The 18,616-nt window shown below is 60.0% G+C and carries 15 protein-coding genes and 3 tRNA genes; 8 read left to right on the top strand and 10 right to left on the bottom strand.

Annotated elements, in window-relative coordinates; genetic code table 11:
• Positions 1 to 11: 11 nt before the first annotated feature.
• Positions 12 to 914, bottom strand: a complete 903-nt coding sequence (locus EDC28_RS18570) for a LysR family transcriptional regulator (protein WP_123422600.1) — start codon at positions 912 to 914, stop codon at positions 12 to 14.
• A gap of 163 nt (positions 915 to 1,077) precedes the next feature.
• Between EDC28_RS18570 and EDC28_RS18565 the strand changes: the two genes are divergently transcribed.
• From EDC28_RS18565 to EDC28_RS18555, 3 genes are read left to right on the top strand one after another with little or no spacing between them, the layout of a single operon-like run.
• The gene (locus tag EDC28_RS18565) at positions 1,078 to 1,827 is read left to right on the top strand and encodes an SDR family oxidoreductase (protein ID WP_123422599.1); all 750 of its coding nucleotides are present in this window, start codon (positions 1,078 to 1,080) and stop codon (positions 1,825 to 1,827) included.
• Between the two features lie 48 nt (positions 1,828 to 1,875).
• Positions 1,876 to 2,325, top strand: a complete 450-nt coding sequence (locus EDC28_RS18560; protein ID WP_244946615.1) for a nuclear transport factor 2 family protein — start codon at positions 1,876 to 1,878, stop codon at positions 2,323 to 2,325.
• Between the two features lie 13 nt (positions 2,326 to 2,338).
• Positions 2,339 to 2,929, top strand: coding sequence for a VOC family protein (locus EDC28_RS18555; protein ID WP_123422598.1), 591 nt, complete (start codon positions 2,339 to 2,341; stop codon positions 2,927 to 2,929).
• Between the two features lie 63 nt (positions 2,930 to 2,992).
• Here the strand turns inward: EDC28_RS18555 and EDC28_RS18550 are convergent, their stop codons facing one another.
• Positions 2,993 to 4,513, bottom strand: a complete 1,521-nt coding sequence (locus EDC28_RS18550) for a YifB family Mg chelatase-like AAA ATPase (protein ID WP_123422597.1) — start codon at positions 4,511 to 4,513, stop codon at positions 2,993 to 2,995.
• A 66-nt stretch (positions 4,514 to 4,579) separates the two neighbouring features.
• On the opposite strand from EDC28_RS18550, the gene EDC28_RS18545 reads away from it, so the two are divergent.
• Positions 4,580 to 8,887, top strand: a complete 4,308-nt coding sequence (locus tag EDC28_RS18545; RefSeq protein WP_123422596.1) for an EAL domain-containing protein — start codon at positions 4,580 to 4,582, stop codon at positions 8,885 to 8,887.
• Here the strand turns inward: EDC28_RS18545 and EDC28_RS18540 are convergent.
• The 4 genes from EDC28_RS18540 to EDC28_RS18525 all read right to left on the bottom strand — a co-directional run bounded on the left by EDC28_RS18540 (position 8,884) and on the right by EDC28_RS18525 (position 11,369).
• Entirely contained in the window at positions 8,884 to 9,732 is an 849-nt protein-coding gene (locus tag EDC28_RS18540) for a 2Fe-2S iron-sulfur cluster-binding protein (RefSeq protein WP_123422595.1), read from the bottom strand. The two genes, EDC28_RS18545 and EDC28_RS18540, sit on opposite strands and share 4 nt — an antisense overlap.
• The gene (locus EDC28_RS18535; protein WP_123422594.1) at positions 9,729 to 10,415 is read right to left on the bottom strand and encodes a hypothetical protein; all 687 of its coding nucleotides are present in this window, start codon (positions 10,413 to 10,415) and stop codon (positions 9,729 to 9,731) included. The genes EDC28_RS18540 and EDC28_RS18535 overlap by 4 nt, the downstream gene beginning before the upstream one ends.
• A gap of 28 nt (positions 10,416 to 10,443) precedes the next feature.
• Positions 10,444 to 10,701, bottom strand: a complete 258-nt coding sequence (gene ubiK, locus EDC28_RS18530; protein WP_050659699.1) for a ubiquinone biosynthesis accessory factor UbiK — start codon at positions 10,699 to 10,701, stop codon at positions 10,444 to 10,446.
• Positions 10,702 to 10,784: 83 nt separating this feature from the next.
• Positions 10,785 to 11,369 (bottom strand): TetR/AcrR family transcriptional regulator, encoded by a 585-nt coding sequence (locus tag EDC28_RS18525; RefSeq protein WP_050659698.1) that lies wholly within the window; start codon positions 11,367 to 11,369, stop codon positions 10,785 to 10,787.
• A gap of 105 nt (positions 11,370 to 11,474) precedes the next feature.
• Between EDC28_RS18525 and rep the strand changes: the two genes are divergently transcribed.
• On the top strand, positions 11,475 to 13,490 hold the full coding sequence (gene rep / locus EDC28_RS18520; protein WP_050659697.1) for a DNA helicase Rep: 2,016 nt from the start codon (positions 11,475 to 11,477) through the stop codon (positions 13,488 to 13,490).
• An 18-nt stretch (positions 13,491 to 13,508) separates the two neighbouring features.
• Here rep and EDC28_RS18515 read toward each other — a convergent pair whose 3' ends face one another.
• Both EDC28_RS18515 and EDC28_RS18510 read right to left on the bottom strand, forming a co-directional pair.
• The gene (locus EDC28_RS18515; RefSeq protein WP_123422593.1) at positions 13,509 to 16,037 is read right to left on the bottom strand and encodes an EAL domain-containing protein; all 2,529 of its coding nucleotides are present in this window, start codon (positions 16,035 to 16,037) and stop codon (positions 13,509 to 13,511) included.
• A 121-nt stretch (positions 16,038 to 16,158) separates the two neighbouring features.
• Positions 16,159 to 16,560: a c-type cytochrome gene (locus EDC28_RS18510; protein WP_050659801.1), complete on the bottom strand. Its 402-nt coding sequence runs from the start codon at positions 16,558 to 16,560 to the stop codon at positions 16,159 to 16,161.
• 145 nt (positions 16,561 to 16,705) lie between these two features.
• Between EDC28_RS18510 and EDC28_RS18505 the strand changes: the two genes are divergently transcribed.
• The 3 genes from EDC28_RS18505 (at position 16,706) to EDC28_RS18495 (ending at position 16,968) form a co-directional block, all read left to right on the top strand.
• Positions 16,706 to 16,782 (top strand) — tRNA-Arg (locus EDC28_RS18505).
• Between the two features lie 29 nt (positions 16,783 to 16,811).
• Positions 16,812 to 16,887, top strand: a tRNA-His gene (locus tag EDC28_RS18500).
• A gap of 4 nt (positions 16,888 to 16,891) precedes the next feature.
• Positions 16,892 to 16,968, top strand: a tRNA-Pro gene (locus EDC28_RS18495).
• A gap of 337 nt (positions 16,969 to 17,305) precedes the next feature.
• On the opposite strand, the gene EDC28_RS18490 is transcribed toward EDC28_RS18495, so the two are convergent.
• Positions 17,306 to 17,914 (bottom strand): thiol:disulfide interchange protein DsbA/DsbL, encoded by a 609-nt coding sequence (locus EDC28_RS18490; RefSeq protein ID WP_050659695.1) that lies wholly within the window; start codon positions 17,912 to 17,914, stop codon positions 17,306 to 17,308.
• Positions 17,915 to 18,001: 87 nt separating this feature from the next.
• Positions 18,002 to 18,604, bottom strand: coding sequence for a thiol:disulfide interchange protein DsbA/DsbL (locus EDC28_RS18485; protein ID WP_123422592.1), 603 nt, complete (start codon positions 18,602 to 18,604; stop codon positions 18,002 to 18,004).
• Positions 18,605 to 18,616 lie beyond the last annotated feature (12 nt).

Genomic DNA, 18,616 nt, shown 5'->3' with positions numbered 1-18,616 from the left:
TATGGCCACCGTCAGTCCAAGCGGCTCGGGAAATCGCTGACCAGCCAGTCGATAAAGACCCGCAGCCGCCGGGTGACATGGCGGTTTTGGGGGTAAACCACATGGAAGGGATAACTGGGCGGCCGCCATGGCGAGAGAATTTCTACCAGCGCTCCCGAGGCCAGCGCCGCCTTGGCCGAATAGCGGAAGGTTTGAATGATGCCAAGGCCGGCAAGGCCAGCGGCAAAGTGGGCGTTACTTTCGTTAACGCCAATCAGGTGCTCGGCCTTGATGTCCAGCAGCTCGCCCTTCTCGGTAAAGCGAAAAGGCATAGCACGACCGTTTTGGGTAGTGACATAACTCACCAGTCGGTGGCCGTTTCTAAGCTCATTGGGGTAAGCCGGCACCCCGTATTGCTTGAGGTAGCCCGGGGTGGCGCAGGTCACCATACTGGCCTGGCCTATGGCGCGAGCCACTAAGGACGAGCTGTCTAACGGGCCGCCCCGGATCACGCAATCGACGTTGTCACTGATGAGATCCACGGCCCGGTCTGACACCCCCAGCTCTAGCTTTATCTCGGGATACTTGGCGATAAAGGCCGGCAGCGCCGGGATCAGCACTTCACTGGCGGTCGAGCCGCCCACATCCACCCGCAGCTTGCCCCGGGGCGAGTTGCGCACGGCGCTAAAGGAGCTGTCGATATCGTCAAGGTCGGCCAGGATGCGCAAGGTCTTTTCGTAATACTGCTGGCCCTCGGCGGTGACCGTGACCCGGCGCGTGGTCCGGTGCAGCAGCCGGATCCCCAGGTAAGCCTCTAAATCCTGCACCTGCTTGCTCAGCGTGGCCTTGGGCACATCCAATGAATCGGCCGCCCGGGTAAAACTGCCCGCCTCCACCACCCGCGCAAAACTCTTTATTGCCTGAAGTTGGTCCATCACGCCTCCGCCAAATTATCCATGACGATGGATAATCATTCCAATTTTGCACGTTTTATCACCAATAAGCCACTGGGTAAAGTTCACCCATGCCTTGCAGCACAGGGCCCAAACCGGGCAGCGCGGGCACTCTGACCCAACCACACAGATAAAGGTGAACATTATGAACAAGCAACTGAACGGTAAAATCGCACTGGTAACCGGCGGCACCACTGGCATCGGTTTTGGCACCGCCAAGGTCCTGGCCGAACAGGGCGCCAAGGTTTTTATCACCGGCCGCCGCCAGGCCGAACTGGACGCCGCCGTAGCTAAACTTGGCAGCAGCGTGACCGGTATCCGCGCCGACGCCTCGGTCCTTACCGACTTGGATGCGGTTTACGCCCAAATCGCCAAATCTGCTGGCAAGCTGGACATCCTCTTTGCCAACGCCGGTGGCGGTGACATGCTGCCTCTGGGCGCCATCACCGAAGAGCACTTTGACCGCATCTTCGGCACCAACGTCCGCGGCCTGCTCTTTACCGTACAAAAAGCGCTGCCGCTACTGACCAACAGCGCTTCCGTGGTGCTGACCGGCTCTACCACCTCCATCAAAGGCACCGCCAACTTCAGCGTCTACAGCGCCAGTAAGGCCGCCGTGCGCAACTTCGCCCGCTCCTGGGCCCTGGATGTGAAAGACCGTGGCATTCGCATCAACGTGGTCAGCCCTGGCCCCATCCGCACCCCTGGCCTGGCCGATGTGGTGCCGGAAGAGGCGCGCCAAGGCTTCTTCGACTACCTGGCCGGGCAAGTGCCGCTGGGCCGCCTGGGCGAGCCGGAGGAAATTGGCAAAGTGGTGGCCTTCCTGTCCTCCGAGGGCGCCAGCTTCATCAACGGTGTCGAGCTGTTCGTTGACGGCGGCATGGCCCAAATCTAAGCCTGCACGCCCCCACCACCTGGGGGCGTTCCTTGTCGGAGAATTCCCATGCGTTTTTTCACTGCATCTGCCCTGGTGCTGGCTGCCGCCCTGGCCGCGCCATTGAGCCAGGCCCAGGAGACCAACATGACCCGCACAACCGAGCAAAGCACCCAGGCCCAACAGCTTATCGACAAGCATTTTGCCCTCTGGAATGACCGCAACCCTAGCCACTGGGCCAAGCAGCTGCCCGAGGTCTACACCCCCGACCTCTACCTGGCTGACTACCAAGGCACCGCCAGAGGCTATGACGCTGTGTTAGCCCTGCTCAAGCGGGTTCAGCAAGAACACCCTGGCTTTACCTTCTCCCCGCAGCCCATTACCTGGAACCACGACCTTGGCCGCGTCACCTGGCATTTCGGCCCCAAAGACAAGCCCAAGCTGATGTCGGGTGAAGATATCTTCACCCTTCGCGATGGCCGCCTTGCCAGCTTGCACGTTTTTATCAATCAACCATAACCGGAGCCCTGTCATGAAAATCGTTGCTTCCTTCTTTGCCGCCCTGACGCTACTGCTGAGCGCCAGCAGCCAAGCGGCCCTCATCAACAGCCCCGGTATCGACCACGTCGGCATTACCGTGCCTGACCTCAAGCAGGCCGAGACCTTCTTAACAGACACCTTTGGCTGTGTACCGGTCACCCACATCGGCCCCTTTGAGATGAGCCACTCCCTGTCCCCTGACCGCAGCAAACAGGTGGCACCACGCGCCCAAAGCATCTCTATCACCATGATGCGCTGTGGCCATGGCTCTAATGTTGAACTATTTGCTTATCAAGATGATACCGCCAGCAAAGTGATACCTGACGCCGAATCGCTGGGGGCGTCCCACATCGCCTTTTACACCGACGATGTCCAGGCCAGCGTGGCCAAACTCAAAGCGCAGGGCCTGACCATCATTGGTGAGCCCATCACCATGCCCAGCGGCGATACCCAAGGGGAAACCTGGGTGCATTTTCTGTCCCCCTGGGGCTCGGAGATGGAGCTGGTGGGCTACCCCAACGGTAAGGGATATGAGAAGCACAGCAACATCAAACTGTGGAACCCCAAGCATCCTGCCAAGTAAAACGACCAACCATAAAAAGCCGGGCTGATGCCCGGTTTTTCTATTTGGAAAGAGGGCGAAGCCCTAAGGCAAGGTGCCCAGTAGCCGGTCCATGGCTCGGTACTGCATGGCTTCACTCAGGTGCGCCTGGGTGATGGCCTCGGCCTTTTGCCAATCGGCCAGGGTGCGGGCCACTTTCAGCAGTTTGTGATGCACCCTCGCTGAAAGCCCCAGGGCCTGCAAGGTGGCGTCGTACCACTGGGCCAGCTCTGGTGGCAGTTGGCAGGCATGACGCATCGGCTCCCCTTCAAGGTCGGCATTCAAGCAGCCCTGGCGCGAGAACTGGCGCTGCTGGCAGGCCGCCACTTTGGCCCTGAGCTCGTCGTTGTCGGGGCCGCTGGGCGCCTGGCCAGCAAGGCTCCCCGGCGGCAGCATGGCCACCTCCACTTGCAGGTCGATACGGTCCAAAAAGGGGCCGGAGAGCTTAGCCAGATAACGGCGTATTTGGTCAGGGCTACAGCGGCAGGCCCGGCGCGGATTGCCAAAATGGCCACAGGGGCAAGGGTTGGCAGCCGCCACCAAGCGAAACCGGGCTGGGAACCGGGCCTGGTGGGCAGCGCGGCTGATACTCACTTCACCGGTTTCCATGGGTTCGCGCAGGCAATCGAGCACTTTGCGGTCGTACTCGGCGATTTCGTCCAAAAAAAGAACCCCGTTATGGGCCAAGGAAATCTCCCCTGGCCTTGGCATCGAGCCGCCGCCCACCAGCGCCACCGCCGAGGCAGTGTGATGGGGTGTGCGCCAGGGGGGCTGGCGCCAGCTACCGGTATCGCGGGGCTTGCCGGCCAGGGAATAAATGGCGGCGCTCTGCTGGGCGCAGTCTTCGCCAAGGGGCGGCAAAATACCTGGCAGGCGCCGGGCCAGCATGGACTTACCGGTGCCGGGCGGGCCGATAAAGAGCAGGTGATGGCCGCCAGCCGCCGCCACCATCAGCGCTCTTTTTGCCTGGGCCTGGCCGACCACATCGTTCAGGGAAAGCGGGTCTGGCGCCGCAGACTGGGCAGCGGCCAGCGGCGCCAACAATGCCAGCGCCTGCTGCCCGGCCAGATGGGCACACACCGCCAGCAAGGTGGGCGCGCCATAGGCTTTCAGACTGGGCAGCAAGCTGGCCTCTTCACGGCACGCCTCGGGAAAGAGCGCCGCCCGGCCCGCCTTTTGGCAGGCCAACAGCGCCGGCAACAAACCGGTGCAGGGGCGAAGCTCACCAGACAGCGCCAGTTCGCCGTACAGCTCCAGCCGGCCGTTGTTCTCCATGGGCAGTTGGCTTGAGGCCTGCAAAATGCCGATGGCGATGGCCAAGTCGAAACGGCCACCCTCTTTGGGCAGCTCGGCCGGGGCCAAGTTGACGGTGATGCGCCGGGCGGGGAACTCAAAGCCGGCGTTGAGGATGGCGGCGCGGACCCGCTCCCTGGCCTCGCGCACCGAAGCCTCCGGCAGCCCCACCAGGGCAAAGGCGGGCAGGCCGTTGCCGATGTCTACCTCGACGGTGACCAGCGGCGCATCCATACCCAGCTGCGCACGGCAATAAAGCGTTGCAAGTGCCATAGTTATCCGTACCTTGCGTTCGTCCTTGTAACAAATTGATAATAGCCTCAACACGGGCTTAAAAGGGTGATCACACTGCTGCTGCGCCTCTTTCTCCTCTGGCTACTGTCCTTGCCAAGCTGGGCAACACCACTGCTGGCTCCGCCCTACCTGCCACCGCAGGTACTGGATGTGCGTAGCGGCCTGAGCCAGAACACCGTTGAGGCCATCTATCGCGACCACAATGGCTTCTTGTGGTTTGCGACCCAAGATGGCCTGAACCGCTATGACGGCACTCAGATCAAGCGCTTTTACGCCGAAGCCGACAGCAGCGCCAACCCCTACGGCCTGGCCAGCAATCACCTCACGGCCCTTACCGGCGACAACGAAAACCAGCTCTGGCTAGGTACCGCCAACGGCGACTTGCAACGCTTTGATGGCAAGCTCTTCCGCAGCTACCAGACCCCTTGGCAACACCAGTACATCAGCCACCTGGCGAGCGTTGGCCATCAGTTAGCCGTGGCCAACGACCTGGGATTGTGGCTGTTGGATCTGGGTAGTCAGCAATGGCAAAAGGTGCTGGACGGTAAGGTCAAAGATCTTGCCGCGTCCGGTAACGCCCTGTGGGTGCTGACCGCAGATGGCCGCTTGTTCGAACTTGAAGACAGCCAACTAACCCTGAAACTGACCCGCCCCGACTTGCAGGCCCTGACCCTCGACCCCAAGGGCATGCTGTGGCTGGCAGGAGACGGCCAGCTGTGGCACTACACCGATAGCGGCCTGATCCAGGTATTGCAGTGGGCCTCCTTTGCCGAGCACCCGGCATTGAAACTCATGGCCGACGGCAAGGGCCATTTTTATCTGGCCCTCAAACGCCGGGGCCTGATGTGGTTGGACCCTTATCACCAAAAAGCCGAGCAATTGCTGCAAGGCACGCAGCACAACCTGGTGGATTGGCCACGGACCCTTTATGTCGACGCCGACAACCAGCTCTGGGTGGGGACCTTTTCCCGAGGCGTTATCCATCTGCCGGGCCATGACGGCGCCATCCGCTACTTTAGCCACGGTGAGCCACAGGCCAACCAGAACAATGTGCGCAGCCTGCTTAAAGACGCCCAAGGCCTTTGGATTGGCACCATGGGCAATGGCCTGTGGCGCATCGACAACCAAGGCCAGTACCACAACTACAACGCCGAGCTGGCCCGCCTGACCGGCCAGTCGCCGACGCGTTTTTTACTGGTGGTCACGGCCCTGGCGAAAGACTCGCAAGGAGACCTGTGGATTGGCACCAACCAAGGCCTGATACGCTACGACAACCAGCAGCAATGGCAGTGGTTTAGCACCGAACAAGGCCTGAGCGATCCCTTAATCTGGTCACTGCTGTGGCATAACGGGCAATTGCTGGTGGGCACGGAGAAAGGTCTTGATGCCTTCAACGGCGAGACCTTCTCCCACCGTGATAGCCAGGCACAGTTCTATGCCCTGGCCGAGCATCAAGGGGTAGTGATGGCCGCCACCGGCAAGGGTTTTTGCCGGCTGGAGCCAAGAGCCCGTTGCTGGGGCAAGCCGCAAATCACCGGCCGCGGCCGCGGCCTGCTCAGTGATGGCAATAATGGCTGGTGGGTTGGCACTCAGAAAGGCCTGGTGCATCTGGGAGCCCAGGATCAGCTCACCCTGTATCAAAAGCAGCCGGGCCTGGAAGACGACACCATCTACGCCGTAGCACAAGACAGTGAAAACCAGCTTTGGCTCAGTACCAACCGTGGCCTGGTGTTGTTCAACCCAAGCCAGGGCCGCTTTTCGGCGCCGCCCATCGACCAGTTCATTCTTGAGTACAACGGCAATGCCGTTTTTAAGGACGGCAACGGCCTGCTGTATTTTGGCGGCGTTAATGGGCTGGCAGAGATCCAATTCGGCGCCAATAACAACCTCGGCGCCCACTATGCGTTGCAATGGGTAGGCGCCTCGGTCAACGGCCAACCCCACAACCTCAACAGCGATGAAGTGCTGGTACTGCCCCCCGATATCAGCCGGCTCAGCCTGTCCTTTGCCGACCTGGATTTTGGCCATGGCAACAACCAATACCTCTACCAGTTAGATGGCCCCTGGCAGCCTCTGGGCATGGGCAAGGAAGTGGTGTTTACCCACCTCACCCCAGGCCATTACCAGCTCAAACTGCGCCGCCTTGGGGATCCTCAGCCGCCGCTGCTACTGAACCTGGAAGTGCTGGAGCCGTGGTATCTGCAACCGGTCAACCTGCTGTGGGAGATCTTACTGCTGGCACTGCTGGTCGCCTGGCTTTGGTACCGCTGGTGGCTGCGCCGTGAGCGAGGCATTGCCCTGCGCCGGGCACTGGCCGACAGCGAACAGCGGCTGCGCCTGGCCATGGTGGCCTCTGGCTACGGGGTATGGGATTGGGACTGGCAAACCCAGGCGGTGGTGCGCACCGGCCTCGATTTTCTTGGCTATCAAGACGGTGAAATTGCCCCTAATCGGCGCGGCTTGTCACAGCTGGTAAATCCCGAAGACCAGCCCAAAATCATTGCCGCCATTAAGCGCCACCTTAAGGGCCAGGACGACCACTACCACTGCATTTACCGGCTGCGCCATGCCAAAGGCCATTGGCTGTGGGTGCAGGACCGGGGCCGGGTGGTGGCCAGAGACGACAACGGCAAAGTGCTGCGCATGGCCGGTACCCACCGGGACATCAGTGCCGAGCGAGCTCAGGAGCGGCAGTTGCAACTGTCAGACCTGGTCACCCGCGCCATGTCAGAAGGGGTAGTGGTGACCAATGAGCGGCTGGATATTATCAACACCAACCCGGCCGTGGAGACGCACTTGGCCACCCCCACCGAGACGCTACTGGCGCTCAAACCTTGGCGGTTTTTACCAAAGACCACCCGCCTCGGCCTGCTGCGCAAAATTCGCGGCGCCCTCAAAGACCAAGGCAGTTGGGCCGGGGAGCTGCGCATTCAGGATGGTCATGGCCAACTCAAGCTGTTGGAAACCGAGATCCACTGGGCACAAGACCAGGCCCAGGGCGCCAACCTAGTGGTTTTGTTCAGTGACATCACCCAGCGTAAAGCCGCCGAAGAGGAGCTGCGTTATCTCGCCAACTTTGACCCCTTAACCGGCCTGCCCAACCGCACCCTGTTCCGTGATCGCCTGGGCCATGCCATGACCCGTGCCAACCGCACCGCCCAGCAAGTGGCGCTGCTGTTTTTGGATCTCGACCACTTCAAGCACGTTAACGACTCCCTGGGCCACGAGCTGGGCGACCGGCTGCTCAAGGAAGTGGCCCAGCGCCTGCTCCATGCCGTGCGTAGCTACGACACCGTGGCTCGCCTGGGGGGCGATGAGTTCATCATCATCATGGAAGACGTCAAAGAAACCCTCACCACCACTCTGGTGGCCGAAAAGGTCATGCAGGCGCTGGAGCCGCCGGTGGTGCTGGCCGGGCACCGGGTGTCGGTCACCCCGAGCATCGGCATTGCCCTTTACCCTCAAGACAGTACCGACCCCAACACCCTGCTGCGCTACGCCGATACCGCCATGTATCACGCCAAAGCCCGGGGCCGGGGCAACTTCCAGTACTACACCAACACCATGAACGCCGCCGCCCAGCGCCGCTTGGCGTTGGAACACGGCCTGCGTCAGGCTCTGGAAGAAGGGGGCCTTAGCCTGCGCTACCAGCCGCGTATCCGCCTTGGCAATAATCTGGTGGCCGGGGTTGAGGCGCTGTGCCGCTGGCATCACCCCGAGCTTGGGGAGATCCCCCCCAGCGACTTTATCCCCCTGGCTGAAGAAACCGGCCTTATCAGTGCCCTGGGGCAATGGGTGCTACGCGAGGCCTTAACCCAGCAAAAGGTCTGGCGCCAGCAAGGTATCATCTTGCAGATGGCCGTGAATCTCTCGGCCCGGCAGTTTCAAGACCACGACTTGCCAGGCCAGGTCACCCAGCTGCTGCGCGATTTGGACCTGCCGCCGGATGCGCTGGAGCTGGAGCTGACCGAATCCATGCTGCTCTCAAACAAAGACAACGCCGCCAAGCAGATCGCCCGGCTGCGCCACAGCGGCATCAGGGTAGCCCTTGACGACTTCGGTACCGGCTATTCAGCGCTCTCGTACCTGACCGAGCTGCGCTTTGACATCCTCAAACTCGACCGCAGCTTTGTAGCCAAACTGCCACAGGAAAAAGAGCCGGTGGCCATCATCAAAGCGGTGGTGGAGCTGGCTCATAGCCTTAACATGCAGGTGGTGGCAGAAGGGATAGAGACCGATGCCCAGCTCAACTGCCTGCGCGCCCTCGATTGTGACGAAGGCCAAGGCTACCACTTCGCCCGGCCACTCACGGCCGGGGAGCTGGAGCATTGGTTAGGGCATTGGCTGGGTTAAAGCTCTGGCGCGGGCGCCATGGCGGTCAGGGTACAGCCGTGGCGCGGCGCCTGCTGGCAGGCAAGGCGAATACCCTGGGCCAGCTGTTCGCTGCTGAGCAGGCGCTTTTCGTTGCTGGAGATAGGCAACGGCAGTTCGCCGCTGGTACGCACCAAACACCCGCCACAGCGGCCGCCGCCGTTGCAGGGCCCGGTCACCGGCAGCCCCACTTGCTCAAGGCGCTGGGCCAGGGTGCCGGGGCCGGCGGCAAGGGCCGGCAGCGGGAAGCCATCGAGCATCACCGGCTGATGGCGACGGCGCTGCAGCAAGCGCTGCACCCCCATCCACAAGCCGCTTAAGATCAAGGCCATGGTCACCAGGCTGGTCAGTTTCACCAGCCATTGGTTGAAGTTCTTGCCGTTACCCCACCAGTCCATGAAATGCAGCCGCAGCAGCCAGGGCGCCAGCCAGTATTGGTTGGATTGAATGTTGCCATCATCCCCCAGCTCTACCTTAAAGCCACCAGGCAGGGAGCTTTGCCAGCCATGGTCGAGGCGCTCCATGGGGCCGATATCCAAACCGGGGAAGTATTGGGCAAACAGCACCTGGGCATCGCCCTGGGACATAGGGGTCAGTACCTGGCCGTCAACCTTGATGCGGGTTTTACCCAGCAGGGTAATGGCGCCCACCGAGCCAGCACCAGCCGGCGGTTGCGGCAGTACCAGCGCCTTGGCATCCAGGGGTTCTGGTACCCGAGGCACCGGCAGCGGCGGTGTGGGCAGCATGCCCAAAGCCAGCCCGGTGACCACCCAAATCAGCAGCTGCGTCCCCACCAGCAGCGCCAACCAGCGATGCCAGCGGCTCATGGGGCGGGCCTTGTAAAACGGGTGCGCAGCCACAGCAAGCTGCCGCTTAGCATCAGCAGCAGCGACAAGCCGCACATGGCCTGGAACCAAGGCAGGTTGATGCGGCTACGCTGGCTGTAATCCATGATATGCAGCGCCCAGGCAGCGTCGAACCAGCGCCAGTAACGATGGCGCTGGGTCAGCAGGGTACCGGTTTTGTCGGAGAGGTACAGGGTGGTGTCGAAGGCGTCGTCAAAACGTACTTGCCACACCGGCAGCGGGCGGTTGCCCAGTTCACGCGGTGCGTCTTGTTCGATATGAGTAACTTGGGCCACGTCGCCCTTGCCCCGGTAATAGCCTTTGGCCAACTGGCCCACATCTTCTGGCCCCAACAGGAACGGCAAGCCGTTGACGGCGTCCAGCAAGAAGGCGGTGGTTTCGGTGAGCACTTCGTATACCGGGTGACCCATGCGGGTAGTGAGGGTCAGCTGGCGGGTGTCCGGCGGCAATTTCAGCGCGACAGGGGCAACATAACCGGGCTGCCAGGCCAGAGGATCGGGATGGGCGTCAACCAGTGGCTTACCGTGAATAAAATCCAGGCTGACCCACACCATGTAAAGGCCGGTAGCCCCCCAGATAAACATCTGGATGCCGGTTACCCACCCCAACCACAGGTGCCAGCGCCGCCACCTCATGACACCCATTTTTCCACCTTAAAAAGTCGATTTTCGATCAGCTGTCGCCCAGCTCTGCACCTTTTTCCAGCGCATCGACACGGGCTTCCAGAGCATCGAGTTTTTCCCGGGTTTTCAGCAGCACCCGGCTTTGTACGTCAAATTCGTCGCGGCTGACCAAGTCCAGCTTCATCAACTGGGCTTGCAGTACCTGCTTCACACGGCTTTCCACTTCACCACTGAAGGCCTTGACCCCAGGCGGCAGCGCCTCGGTGATCTGCTTAGCCAGCTCTTCGAGTTTCTGGGTGTTGATCATGATGCTCTCCTTTTCGCCAGCAACGGCATGGGGCAGTTTACCTCAAGTTTCCTTACCGCTTCTTGAAATCACGGCCCGGCGTTTTACAAGGTGATGGCCGCCCAACTGGCATCGCGGACCACCTCAATTTCAGCTTGTGTCAGGGTCAGCTTTCCTGCCAGCTGTTTGAAGGCCAAGTCGGCACAGACTTCGAAGGTAAGGGTGGCAAAAATCTCGTCGTGCATCTCTTTGAACACCCCTTGTTCCCGGCCTTCCTGCCAGAAAGCCGTAATGGGGGCAAAAACCCGGTCTTCAAGGTCTTGCATCTGCTGGCGGTCGGCTTCCAGCGGCAGGCGCTCAAACTGATATTTGCTGACCAGCACATCCGGCATATCCAAAAAAAGCTGCCAGGAACACTGCCACAGGTAGTCAAAACGCTCACGCAGGCTGGCGGCGGTGTCGTAGCCCCGGAACAGCTCGGCGGCCACATCGTGGATGATCTGCCCATGCAGGGCTTTGATCATGCTGGTTTTGGAATCGAAATAGCGATAGATGGTCCCGGCCGCCACCCCAGCTTCCTTGGCCACCAACTGCATGGATAATCCGTGAAAGCCATACAAGGCCAACAAGCGCCCGGTGGCATCGAGGATTAATTGCCGTTTGTCGGCCGGTTTGCTGTGATCGATCATGGTCGGATGAGTGAATGAACGTTCATGCATTCTACCAGAGGTGATACACAAGGCCAGTGCTGCATAAGGTACAATGTCAGGCTCTGTGTGATCCCGGGCCCGCCAATGAAACTCAACCCTAGCCAAGACGAAGCCGTCAAATATATCTCCGGCCCCCTGCTGGTGCTGGCCGGTGCCGGTTCGGGCAAGACCCGGGTGATCACCAACAAGATTGCCTATCTGGTGCAGCAATGCGGCTGGCAGGCCAAGCACATTGCCGCCGTTACCTTTACCAACAAAGCCGCCAGGGAAATGAAAGAGCGGGTCGCCCAGACCCTGGGCAAGGCCGAGGCCCGTGGCCTGACCGTGTCTACCTTCCACACCCTGGGGCTGACCATCCTGAAAAAGGACGGCCACCACCTGGGCCTGCGTGCCGGCTTTACCCTCTTTGACGAAGCGGACATGAGCCAGGCCCTCAAGGAAATCGGCGCCAAGGCGCTGCAGGACGACAAAGATCTGCTTAACCAACTGATGTGGCGCATCGGCCAATGGAAGAACGACCTGATACTGCCGGACCGGGCCAAGGTGCAGGCGGTGGACGGCAAGGAAGCGGCCTTTGCCGAAATTTACGACCGCTACACCCAGTACATGCGGGCCGTAAACGCCCTGGATTTTGACGATCTCATCCTGCTGCCCACCCTGCTGCTGGCCGGCAACGAAACGGTGCGCGAACGCTGGCAAGACCGCCTCCGCTACCTGCTGGTAGACGAATACCAAGACACCAACACCAGCCAGTACGAACTGGTCAAATTGCTGGTGGGCGAGCGGGCCCGCTTTACCGTGGTGGGGGATGACGACCAGTCCATCTACTCCTGGCGCGGCGCCCGGCCGGAAAACCTGGTGCGGCTTAAGGACGATTTTCCCGGCCTGAAACTGGTCAAGCTGGAGCAAAACTACCGCTCCAGCGCCACCATCTTGCGCAGCGCCAACATCCTTATCGCCAACAATCCCCACGTCTACGAGAAGGAGCTGTTCTCGGAGCTGGGCCAGGGCGAGCGGCTCAAGGTGATGATGGCCAACAACGAAGATCACGAAGCGGAGCGGGTGGTGGCGGAGATCCTCTCCCACAAGTTTTTGAACAAGACCCACTACAAGGACTATGCCGTGCTGTATCGCGGCAACCACCAGTCCAGGCTCCTTGAAAAGGCGCTGATGCAAAACCGCATCCCCTATCGCATCTCCGGTGGCACCAGCTTCTTCTCCCGGGCCGAGGTCAAGGACATCATGGCTTACCTGCGCCTGTTGGTGAACCCGGACGACGACACCTCGCTGCTGCGCATCATCAACGTGCCGCGCCGGGAAATCGGCCCGGTAACCCTGGAAAAGCTCGGCCATTACGCCAGCTTGCGAAAAACCAGCCTCTTTGCCGCCAGCTTTGACCTGGGTGTTGAACAGCATCTGACCGGCCGCGCCCTGGAAGCGGTGCAGGGCTTTACCCGCTGGCTGACCGATCTGCAAGAAGAAGCCAAAAGAGGCGAGCCGGTCGAGGCAGTCAGGGAGCTCATTCGTGGCAGCCACTACGAAGACTGGCTCTATGAAAGCTCGCCCTCGGCCAAGGCCGCCGAGATGCGCATGAAAAACGTCTCCACCCTTTTTGGCTGGATTAGCGGCATGCTCAAGGGCGACGATCTGGACGAACCCATGAGCCTGCAAGACGTAGTCACCCGCCTGACCCTTCGCGACATGATGGAGCGCCAGAGCGAAGAGGGAGAAGCCGACCAGGTGCAGCTAATGACCCTGCACGCATCCAAAGGCCTGGAATTCCCCTACGTCTATCTGATTGGCATGGAAGAAGGGCTGCTGCCGCACCAGAGCAGCATCGACGAGGACAACATTGAAGAAGAGCGTCGCCTGGCTTACGTGGGCATCACCCGCGCCCAGCGCGAGCTAACCTTTATGCTGTGCCGCGAGCGCCGCCAGTTTGGCGAAAGCATTCGCCCCCAGCCGTCACGCTTTCTCGACGAGTTGCCTCAGGACGACTTGGTGTGGGAGCACCGCCAGCCACCGCCGACACCGGAAGAACGCCAAGCCAAGGGCAAGGCCAATATCGCCAACCTGCGGGCCATGTTTAACAAGGAATAAGCGGAATAATGAAAAGGCTCAGGCGCAGAGCATCAGCTCGGCCTGGGCGGTGGCCAAAGGCTGGCAGAGGTACTCGCCCTGACCGTAAGCGCAGCCCATGCTTTGCACGGCTTGCAGCTGGTTTTCTTCTTCGATGCCGTGGGCAATCAGCGGCACTTTAAGGTAACGGGACACGGCAATCACCGACTGCAAAAGGCTCTGGCCCCGCTCATGCTCGGTGACTTGGCGCAGGAAATGCGGGCTCATCTTCAGCGCCTGGAAGTGGTGCTGCATCAGCACCGACAAGGTGGCCGAACCGGCGCCGAAGTGGTCCAGAATCAAACCCACCCCTACTTCCTTGAGGGCGTTGAGGGCCTCATCCAAGCCCGGCGACGGCTGGATAAGCACGTTCTCGCGGATCTCCACCATCAGCTGGCCAGGGGTCAATTCATGCTCTCTGACCTGCTCTACCAGATGCTTCATAAAGGCGCTGTTTTGCAGGCTGCGGGCCGACAGGTTGACCGACACAAATAACGGCTGATCGGTCAGCTGATGGCCCCAGAGGCTGAGCTGCCGGCAGGCCTGTCTCACCATCAGGGTGTCGATATCGACGATGATGCCGGTCTCTTCTGCCGCTTCCAAAAACAGCTCGGGCGTCAACTCACCGCCACCAGCGCGGGGCCAGCGGGCCAGCAGTTCAAAGCCGTGCAGTTTGCGCCCCGGCAGGCTGAAAATGGGTTGAAAGGCCGGGAAGATCTGCCCGGACTCCACCGCCAGGCGCAGCGCATTTTGCAGGCTGAAGCGGCTGATCAGATTCTCACGCATGGTGTCGTCAAAGAACACCATCTGCCCGCGGCCACGGGATTTGGCCTGGTACATGGCAGTATCAGCGTCGCGCAGTACGTCAGAGGCGTCCTTGTAGCGGCGCGACAGGTGCGCCACCCCCAAAGAGCACCCCGAGAATACCTGCTGCTCTTGGATCTCAAAGGGCTGGTGCAAGGCATTGATGATGCGCTGGCCTACCAAGGCCACGTCTTCATCGTGCTGCACGCAATCGAACAAAATCACGAACTCGTCGCCGCCGAGGCGTGCCACCATGTCGGTCTCGCGGATGCAGGCCTGCAGGCGCTGGGCTACTTGCTTAAGTAGCTGATCGCCGGCCAGGTGCCCCATGGAATCGTTGATGATCTTAAAGCGGTCCAAATCGATAAAGGCCACCACGTAACGGCGGTTGGGGTAGCGACTTAAGGACTTGAGCACCCGGTTGAGCTGGGTGGTAAAGAAAGCGCGGTTGGCAAGGCCGGTGAGGGCGTCGTGCATGGCATCGAAGCGGTGGCGCTCGGCCAGGGCCGCCTTTTCCTGCATTTGCCGGCGCAGGGCGCCGTTGGCCACTTCCAGCTCGCGGGTCCGCTCGGTGACCTTGGCTTCCAACTCACGTTTAGCCGCTTCCAGCATTTCCCGGTGCTGGCGCCGGGATAGGGCCTCGGAAACCGAGCGCGAGACAAAAGAAATCAGCTCCAAGTCTTCGCGCCGGTAACGGTTGGACTCGTCGTAGCTTTGCACCACCAGGGCGCCCACCACCTGGCCATCCACCACCAGCGGCCCGCCCAGCCAATGGAAGGCCTCGGTGCCTTCGGAATCGAGAATGCCCTTTTGGATAAGCTCGTCGCGGACCTTGCGGGTCACTAGCACCGCCTGGCCGTTACGCATCAGGTACTCGGTCAAGCCCTTGCCCGGTTTGCGGGCCTTGGCCTGTAGCTGGTGCTGGTCGACAAAATAGGGGAAGGTCAGCAGCTGCTTGCGATCCAGCAGGGCGATGTAGAAGTTGCGGGCGTCGATAAGCCGGGACACCTGGTCGTGCACCTGCACATAAAAATCCTGGGGGTCACCGTCGCTGTGGGCAAGCTCAGACAGATGCAGCATCACCGACTGGAAGGTCTCGGCCCTTTTACGCTCCTGCACTTCCCGGCGCAGCAGCTGGTTGCTTTCATGCAGGGCCTGGGTGCGCTCCATAATTTGCTGTTCTAAAAGCTCACGGTGGCGGATCCGCTCAAGGGTGTTGACCACCTGACGGGCCACGAAGGTCAGCAGCTGTTTGTCGTCTTCGTTGTAGCGGGTGCTGGCGTCGTAGCTTTGCACCACCATGGCGCCGATGATTTTATGGTCGAGTTTGAGGGGGATACCCAGCCAATCGAGGGAATCGGGGCCGATATGGGCAATTTCGCCTTTCTCCGCCAGTTGCTTGAAGCCGTCCCCCGACAGCAGCAGGGCATCGCCACTTCGCAGCAGATAGCCGGTCAAACCACGGTGCAGGTCCTGGGAGCTGACCGAGCCTGGGGTCATGTCGGGATCGGCCAAATCCACCATATAAACCAGCTCTATGGTGTCATCGAATTCGTGGTAGAGGGCAACGTAGAAGTTTTCAGCAGGCAGCAGATTGCCAATGATGCGGTGCACCATGGGGAAGAAAGAGGCGAGATCGTTCGCTTCGCTAGACAGCTCAGCAATGTCGAACAGGGCGTCCAATAAAACATCTTTGGCGCCCATGAGCGGCTTTTGGTCGTCCATGAGGCTCAAATTCTGCTGGGTGGCCGAAAATTAGGCGGTCAGACTTTTTAGCATGGAAATTAGGCAGACCACAATAATTAATTAACGAAAAAGCTAAATCTTATACAGGAATTGATAACCTTTATTTTGCCGACATGAATTCGATGGCGGCGCGCAGCTCCGCCTCGCTGCAATCGGGGCAGGCGCCCTTGGGTGGCATGGCATTAAAGCCATTGAGGGCATGCTGCACCAGGGTATCCATGCCTTTGGCCAGACGGGGCTGCCAGTCGTCAGTGTGGGGTTTGGGCGCATTGAGCATGCCGGTAGCATGGCAGGCAAAGCAGGCCTTCTGATAGACAACCTCGCCGCTGCGTTCACCGCCAGCCTGTGCCGTAGCAGGCTGATCCCCCTCGATATAAAGCTGGCCAACCGGTTGGATGCGCGCTTCGATAGCCTGGCGCTGGGCTTCACTGAGGCTATCAGCTCCCTGTGCCAGCCCGGCCCAGGCCAATAACAACCAGGATGCACCCCATTTTGCGATCATTTTCAGGTTCATATGCCCCCCACACCGTCTTTTAATTGACCTTCCTGGCCATAAAGTAGCCGAACAGCCGCTTTTAGGCACTTTTTTCCTGACTTACCGTAGACGACCCCATAGCAGCTCAGTATTATATGCCCTCGCCGGTCGGGCGCCCGTAGCTCAGCTGGATAGAGCGCTGCCCTCCGGAGGCAGAGGTCAGAGGTTCGAATCCTCTCGGGCGCGCCATCCCGATATATGGGCGTAAAGAATTTATGGTGGGCGTAGCTCAGTTGGTAGAGCCCCGGATTGTGATTCCGGTTGTCGTGGGTTCAAGTCCCATCGTCCACCCCATATTCGGTGCTTAGCGCAGTTTGGTAGCGCATCTGGTTTGGGACCAGAGGGTCGGGGGTTCGAATCCCTCAGCACCGACCAAAAAATAAAAAAGCTCGCATCATGCGGGCTTTTTTATTGCCCAAAATCAGCCATTCTGGCTAATAAGCAATCCTCACAAGCGGATTTTCACCCTCGCGCTCCTGGCCATCCTGCCAAAGTCGCTTTCACGCCGCCAACTGCCAGCAGGAAGTCAACTGCACCGCCCAGGCCTGGCATGTAGACCCAATAGACGGCCCGCACCCGGTAAAAGACGCCCCCAACATTGTGGATGCCTTTATCACTCAACCTGTCGAAGCACTTTCACCTGTCGCAAAGCGCCTTTGGCAAGCAGCAGTAAAAAACAGCCAAAGAAAAAGGGGCCTTGCGGCCCCTTTTTTTAATCTTTCTTCTGGGTCAGGTAATCAACCAACTCAAACAATTCTTCCTTAGAAGAAACCGAGCCCATGTTGACCTTGTATTTACCATTCACCACCACAGTGGGTACGCCGGTAATGTCGGCGCTCTGGGTGTTGCGCTCCATCTGGGCCAGGCGGCCGTTGACGGAGAAGGAGTTCACGGCGGAGTCAAAGTCCTCACCAGGAACGCCGGCAGCCACAAACACCTTGCGGATATCGTCGCGGCCGGTCAGGCGCACATGTTGCTCGTGGATAGCGGAGAACATTTTGGGCGCCACTTTGTCTTCCACGCCCAGCAGTTCCATCACCGCGTAGGAGCGGGAAAGCTCCACACCGAGGTCGCGGCCCAGAAAGTCCACGTGGTTACGGGTGAACTTCACATCTTTGGGCAACTGCGCAGCCAGCTCGTGCACGATGGGCTCGAAGCGGTAGCAGTGGGGGCACAGGAAAGAGAAGTACTCGGTCACTTCAGGTTGGGCAGTAGGCGCTGCCATTTTAATGACGTCGTAGTTTTCCCCTTCCTTGAAATCCTTGGCAAACGCAAAGGGAACAAGGCAAAGGGCAACCAGGCCCAACAACAGATTTTTCATAGTTATCCTCGGGAATGGCATTTTCGCCGCTAGCCTAACACAAAATACATCACCGCTAAGGCAGCGGCGATGAACGGAAAGTTTCATTCATTTTTTCGTAGCCAGATACTCAATCAGGGCCTGAAGTTGGGCCGGTTGCGGCACCGCCGCTCGGTTGATGCGGTATTTGCCGTTAACAATCAGATCCGGCACCGCCGTCGGTTGCAAGGCCTCTACCCGCTGGCGCATTTGGTTCAGGCGGCTTTCCACCTGGAAGGAGCGGGCGGCGTTGTCAAAATCGCTGCCACTGACCCCGGCGGCTACAAAGGCAGCCCGCACGTCACGCAAATCCCGGTAGCGCACCTTAAAACGGTGCACGCTGTCGAAGATCTTCGGCGACACCTTGGCCTCGACGCCAAGGGTTTCCATGATGGCCCAGGCCCTGGCCATCAACTTGCCGGTACTGCCCCCCAAGGCTTCGATATGTACCTTTTCAAAGGCGATGTTGGCCGGCAGCTTGCTGCGTACGCCGTCGAGGGTGCCTTCAAGGGCGTAGCAATGGGGGCAAAGGAAGGAGAAAAACTCCAGCAGCTCTGGCCGTTCAGTGCCCGAGGCACCTTTTATTATCTGGTAGTCCTTACCGGCCTGAAAATCCGCCGCAAAGAGCGGCAGGGCAAGCAACATAAAGAGCGCAAAAAGTCCTTTTTTCATTGGCTTGGGTCA

Origin of the sequence: Gallaecimonas pentaromativorans (genome assembly GCF_003751625.1) — a bacterium.
Classification (GTDB): Bacteria; Pseudomonadota; Gammaproteobacteria; order Enterobacterales; family Gallaecimonadaceae; genus Gallaecimonas; species Gallaecimonas pentaromativorans.
The sequence above is the reverse complement of the archived record's forward strand: the minus strand, read 5'-3'. Positions and strand labels throughout refer to the sequence as shown.

Coding starts and splice junctions, on each gene's coding strand:
- EDC28_RS18540 (WP_123422595.1), bottom strand. CDS start 9,732: ATGAGCCGCTGGCATCGCTGGTTGGCGCTGCTGGTGGGGACGCAGCTG.
- EDC28_RS18570 (WP_123422600.1), bottom strand. CDS start 914: ATGGACCAACTTCAGGCAATAAAGAGTTTTGCGCGGGTGGTGGAGGCG.
- EDC28_RS18535 (WP_123422594.1), bottom strand. CDS start 10,415: ATGGGTGTCATGAGGTGGCGGCGCTGGCACCTGTGGTTGGGGTGGGTA.
- EDC28_RS18550 (WP_123422597.1), bottom strand. CDS start 4,513: ATGGCACTTGCAACGCTTTATTGCCGTGCGCAGCTGGGTATGGATGCG.
- ubiK (WP_050659699.1), bottom strand. CDS start 10,701: ATGATCAACACCCAGAAACTCGAAGAGCTGGCTAAGCAGATCACCGAG.
- EDC28_RS18485 (WP_123422592.1), bottom strand. CDS start 18,604: ATGAAAAAAGGACTTTTTGCGCTCTTTATGTTGCTTGCCCTGCCGCTC.
- EDC28_RS18515 (WP_123422593.1), bottom strand. CDS start 16,037: ATGGACGACCAAAAGCCGCTCATGGGCGCCAAAGATGTTTTATTGGAC.
- EDC28_RS18510 (WP_050659801.1), bottom strand. CDS start 16,560: ATGATCGCAAAATGGGGTGCATCCTGGTTGTTATTGGCCTGGGCCGGG.
- EDC28_RS18490 (WP_050659695.1), bottom strand. CDS start 17,914: ATGAAAAATCTGTTGTTGGGCCTGGTTGCCCTTTGCCTTGTTCCCTTT.
- rep (WP_050659697.1), top strand. CDS start 11,475: ATGAAACTCAACCCTAGCCAAGACGAAGCCGTCAAATATATCTCCGGC.
- EDC28_RS18560 (WP_244946615.1), top strand. CDS start 1,876: ATGCGTTTTTTCACTGCATCTGCCCTGGTGCTGGCTGCCGCCCTGGCC.
- EDC28_RS18565 (WP_123422599.1), top strand. CDS start 1,078: ATGAACAAGCAACTGAACGGTAAAATCGCACTGGTAACCGGCGGCACC.
- EDC28_RS18555 (WP_123422598.1), top strand. CDS start 2,339: ATGAAAATCGTTGCTTCCTTCTTTGCCGCCCTGACGCTACTGCTGAGC.
- EDC28_RS18525 (WP_050659698.1), bottom strand. CDS start 11,369: ATGATCGATCACAGCAAACCGGCCGACAAACGGCAATTAATCCTCGAT.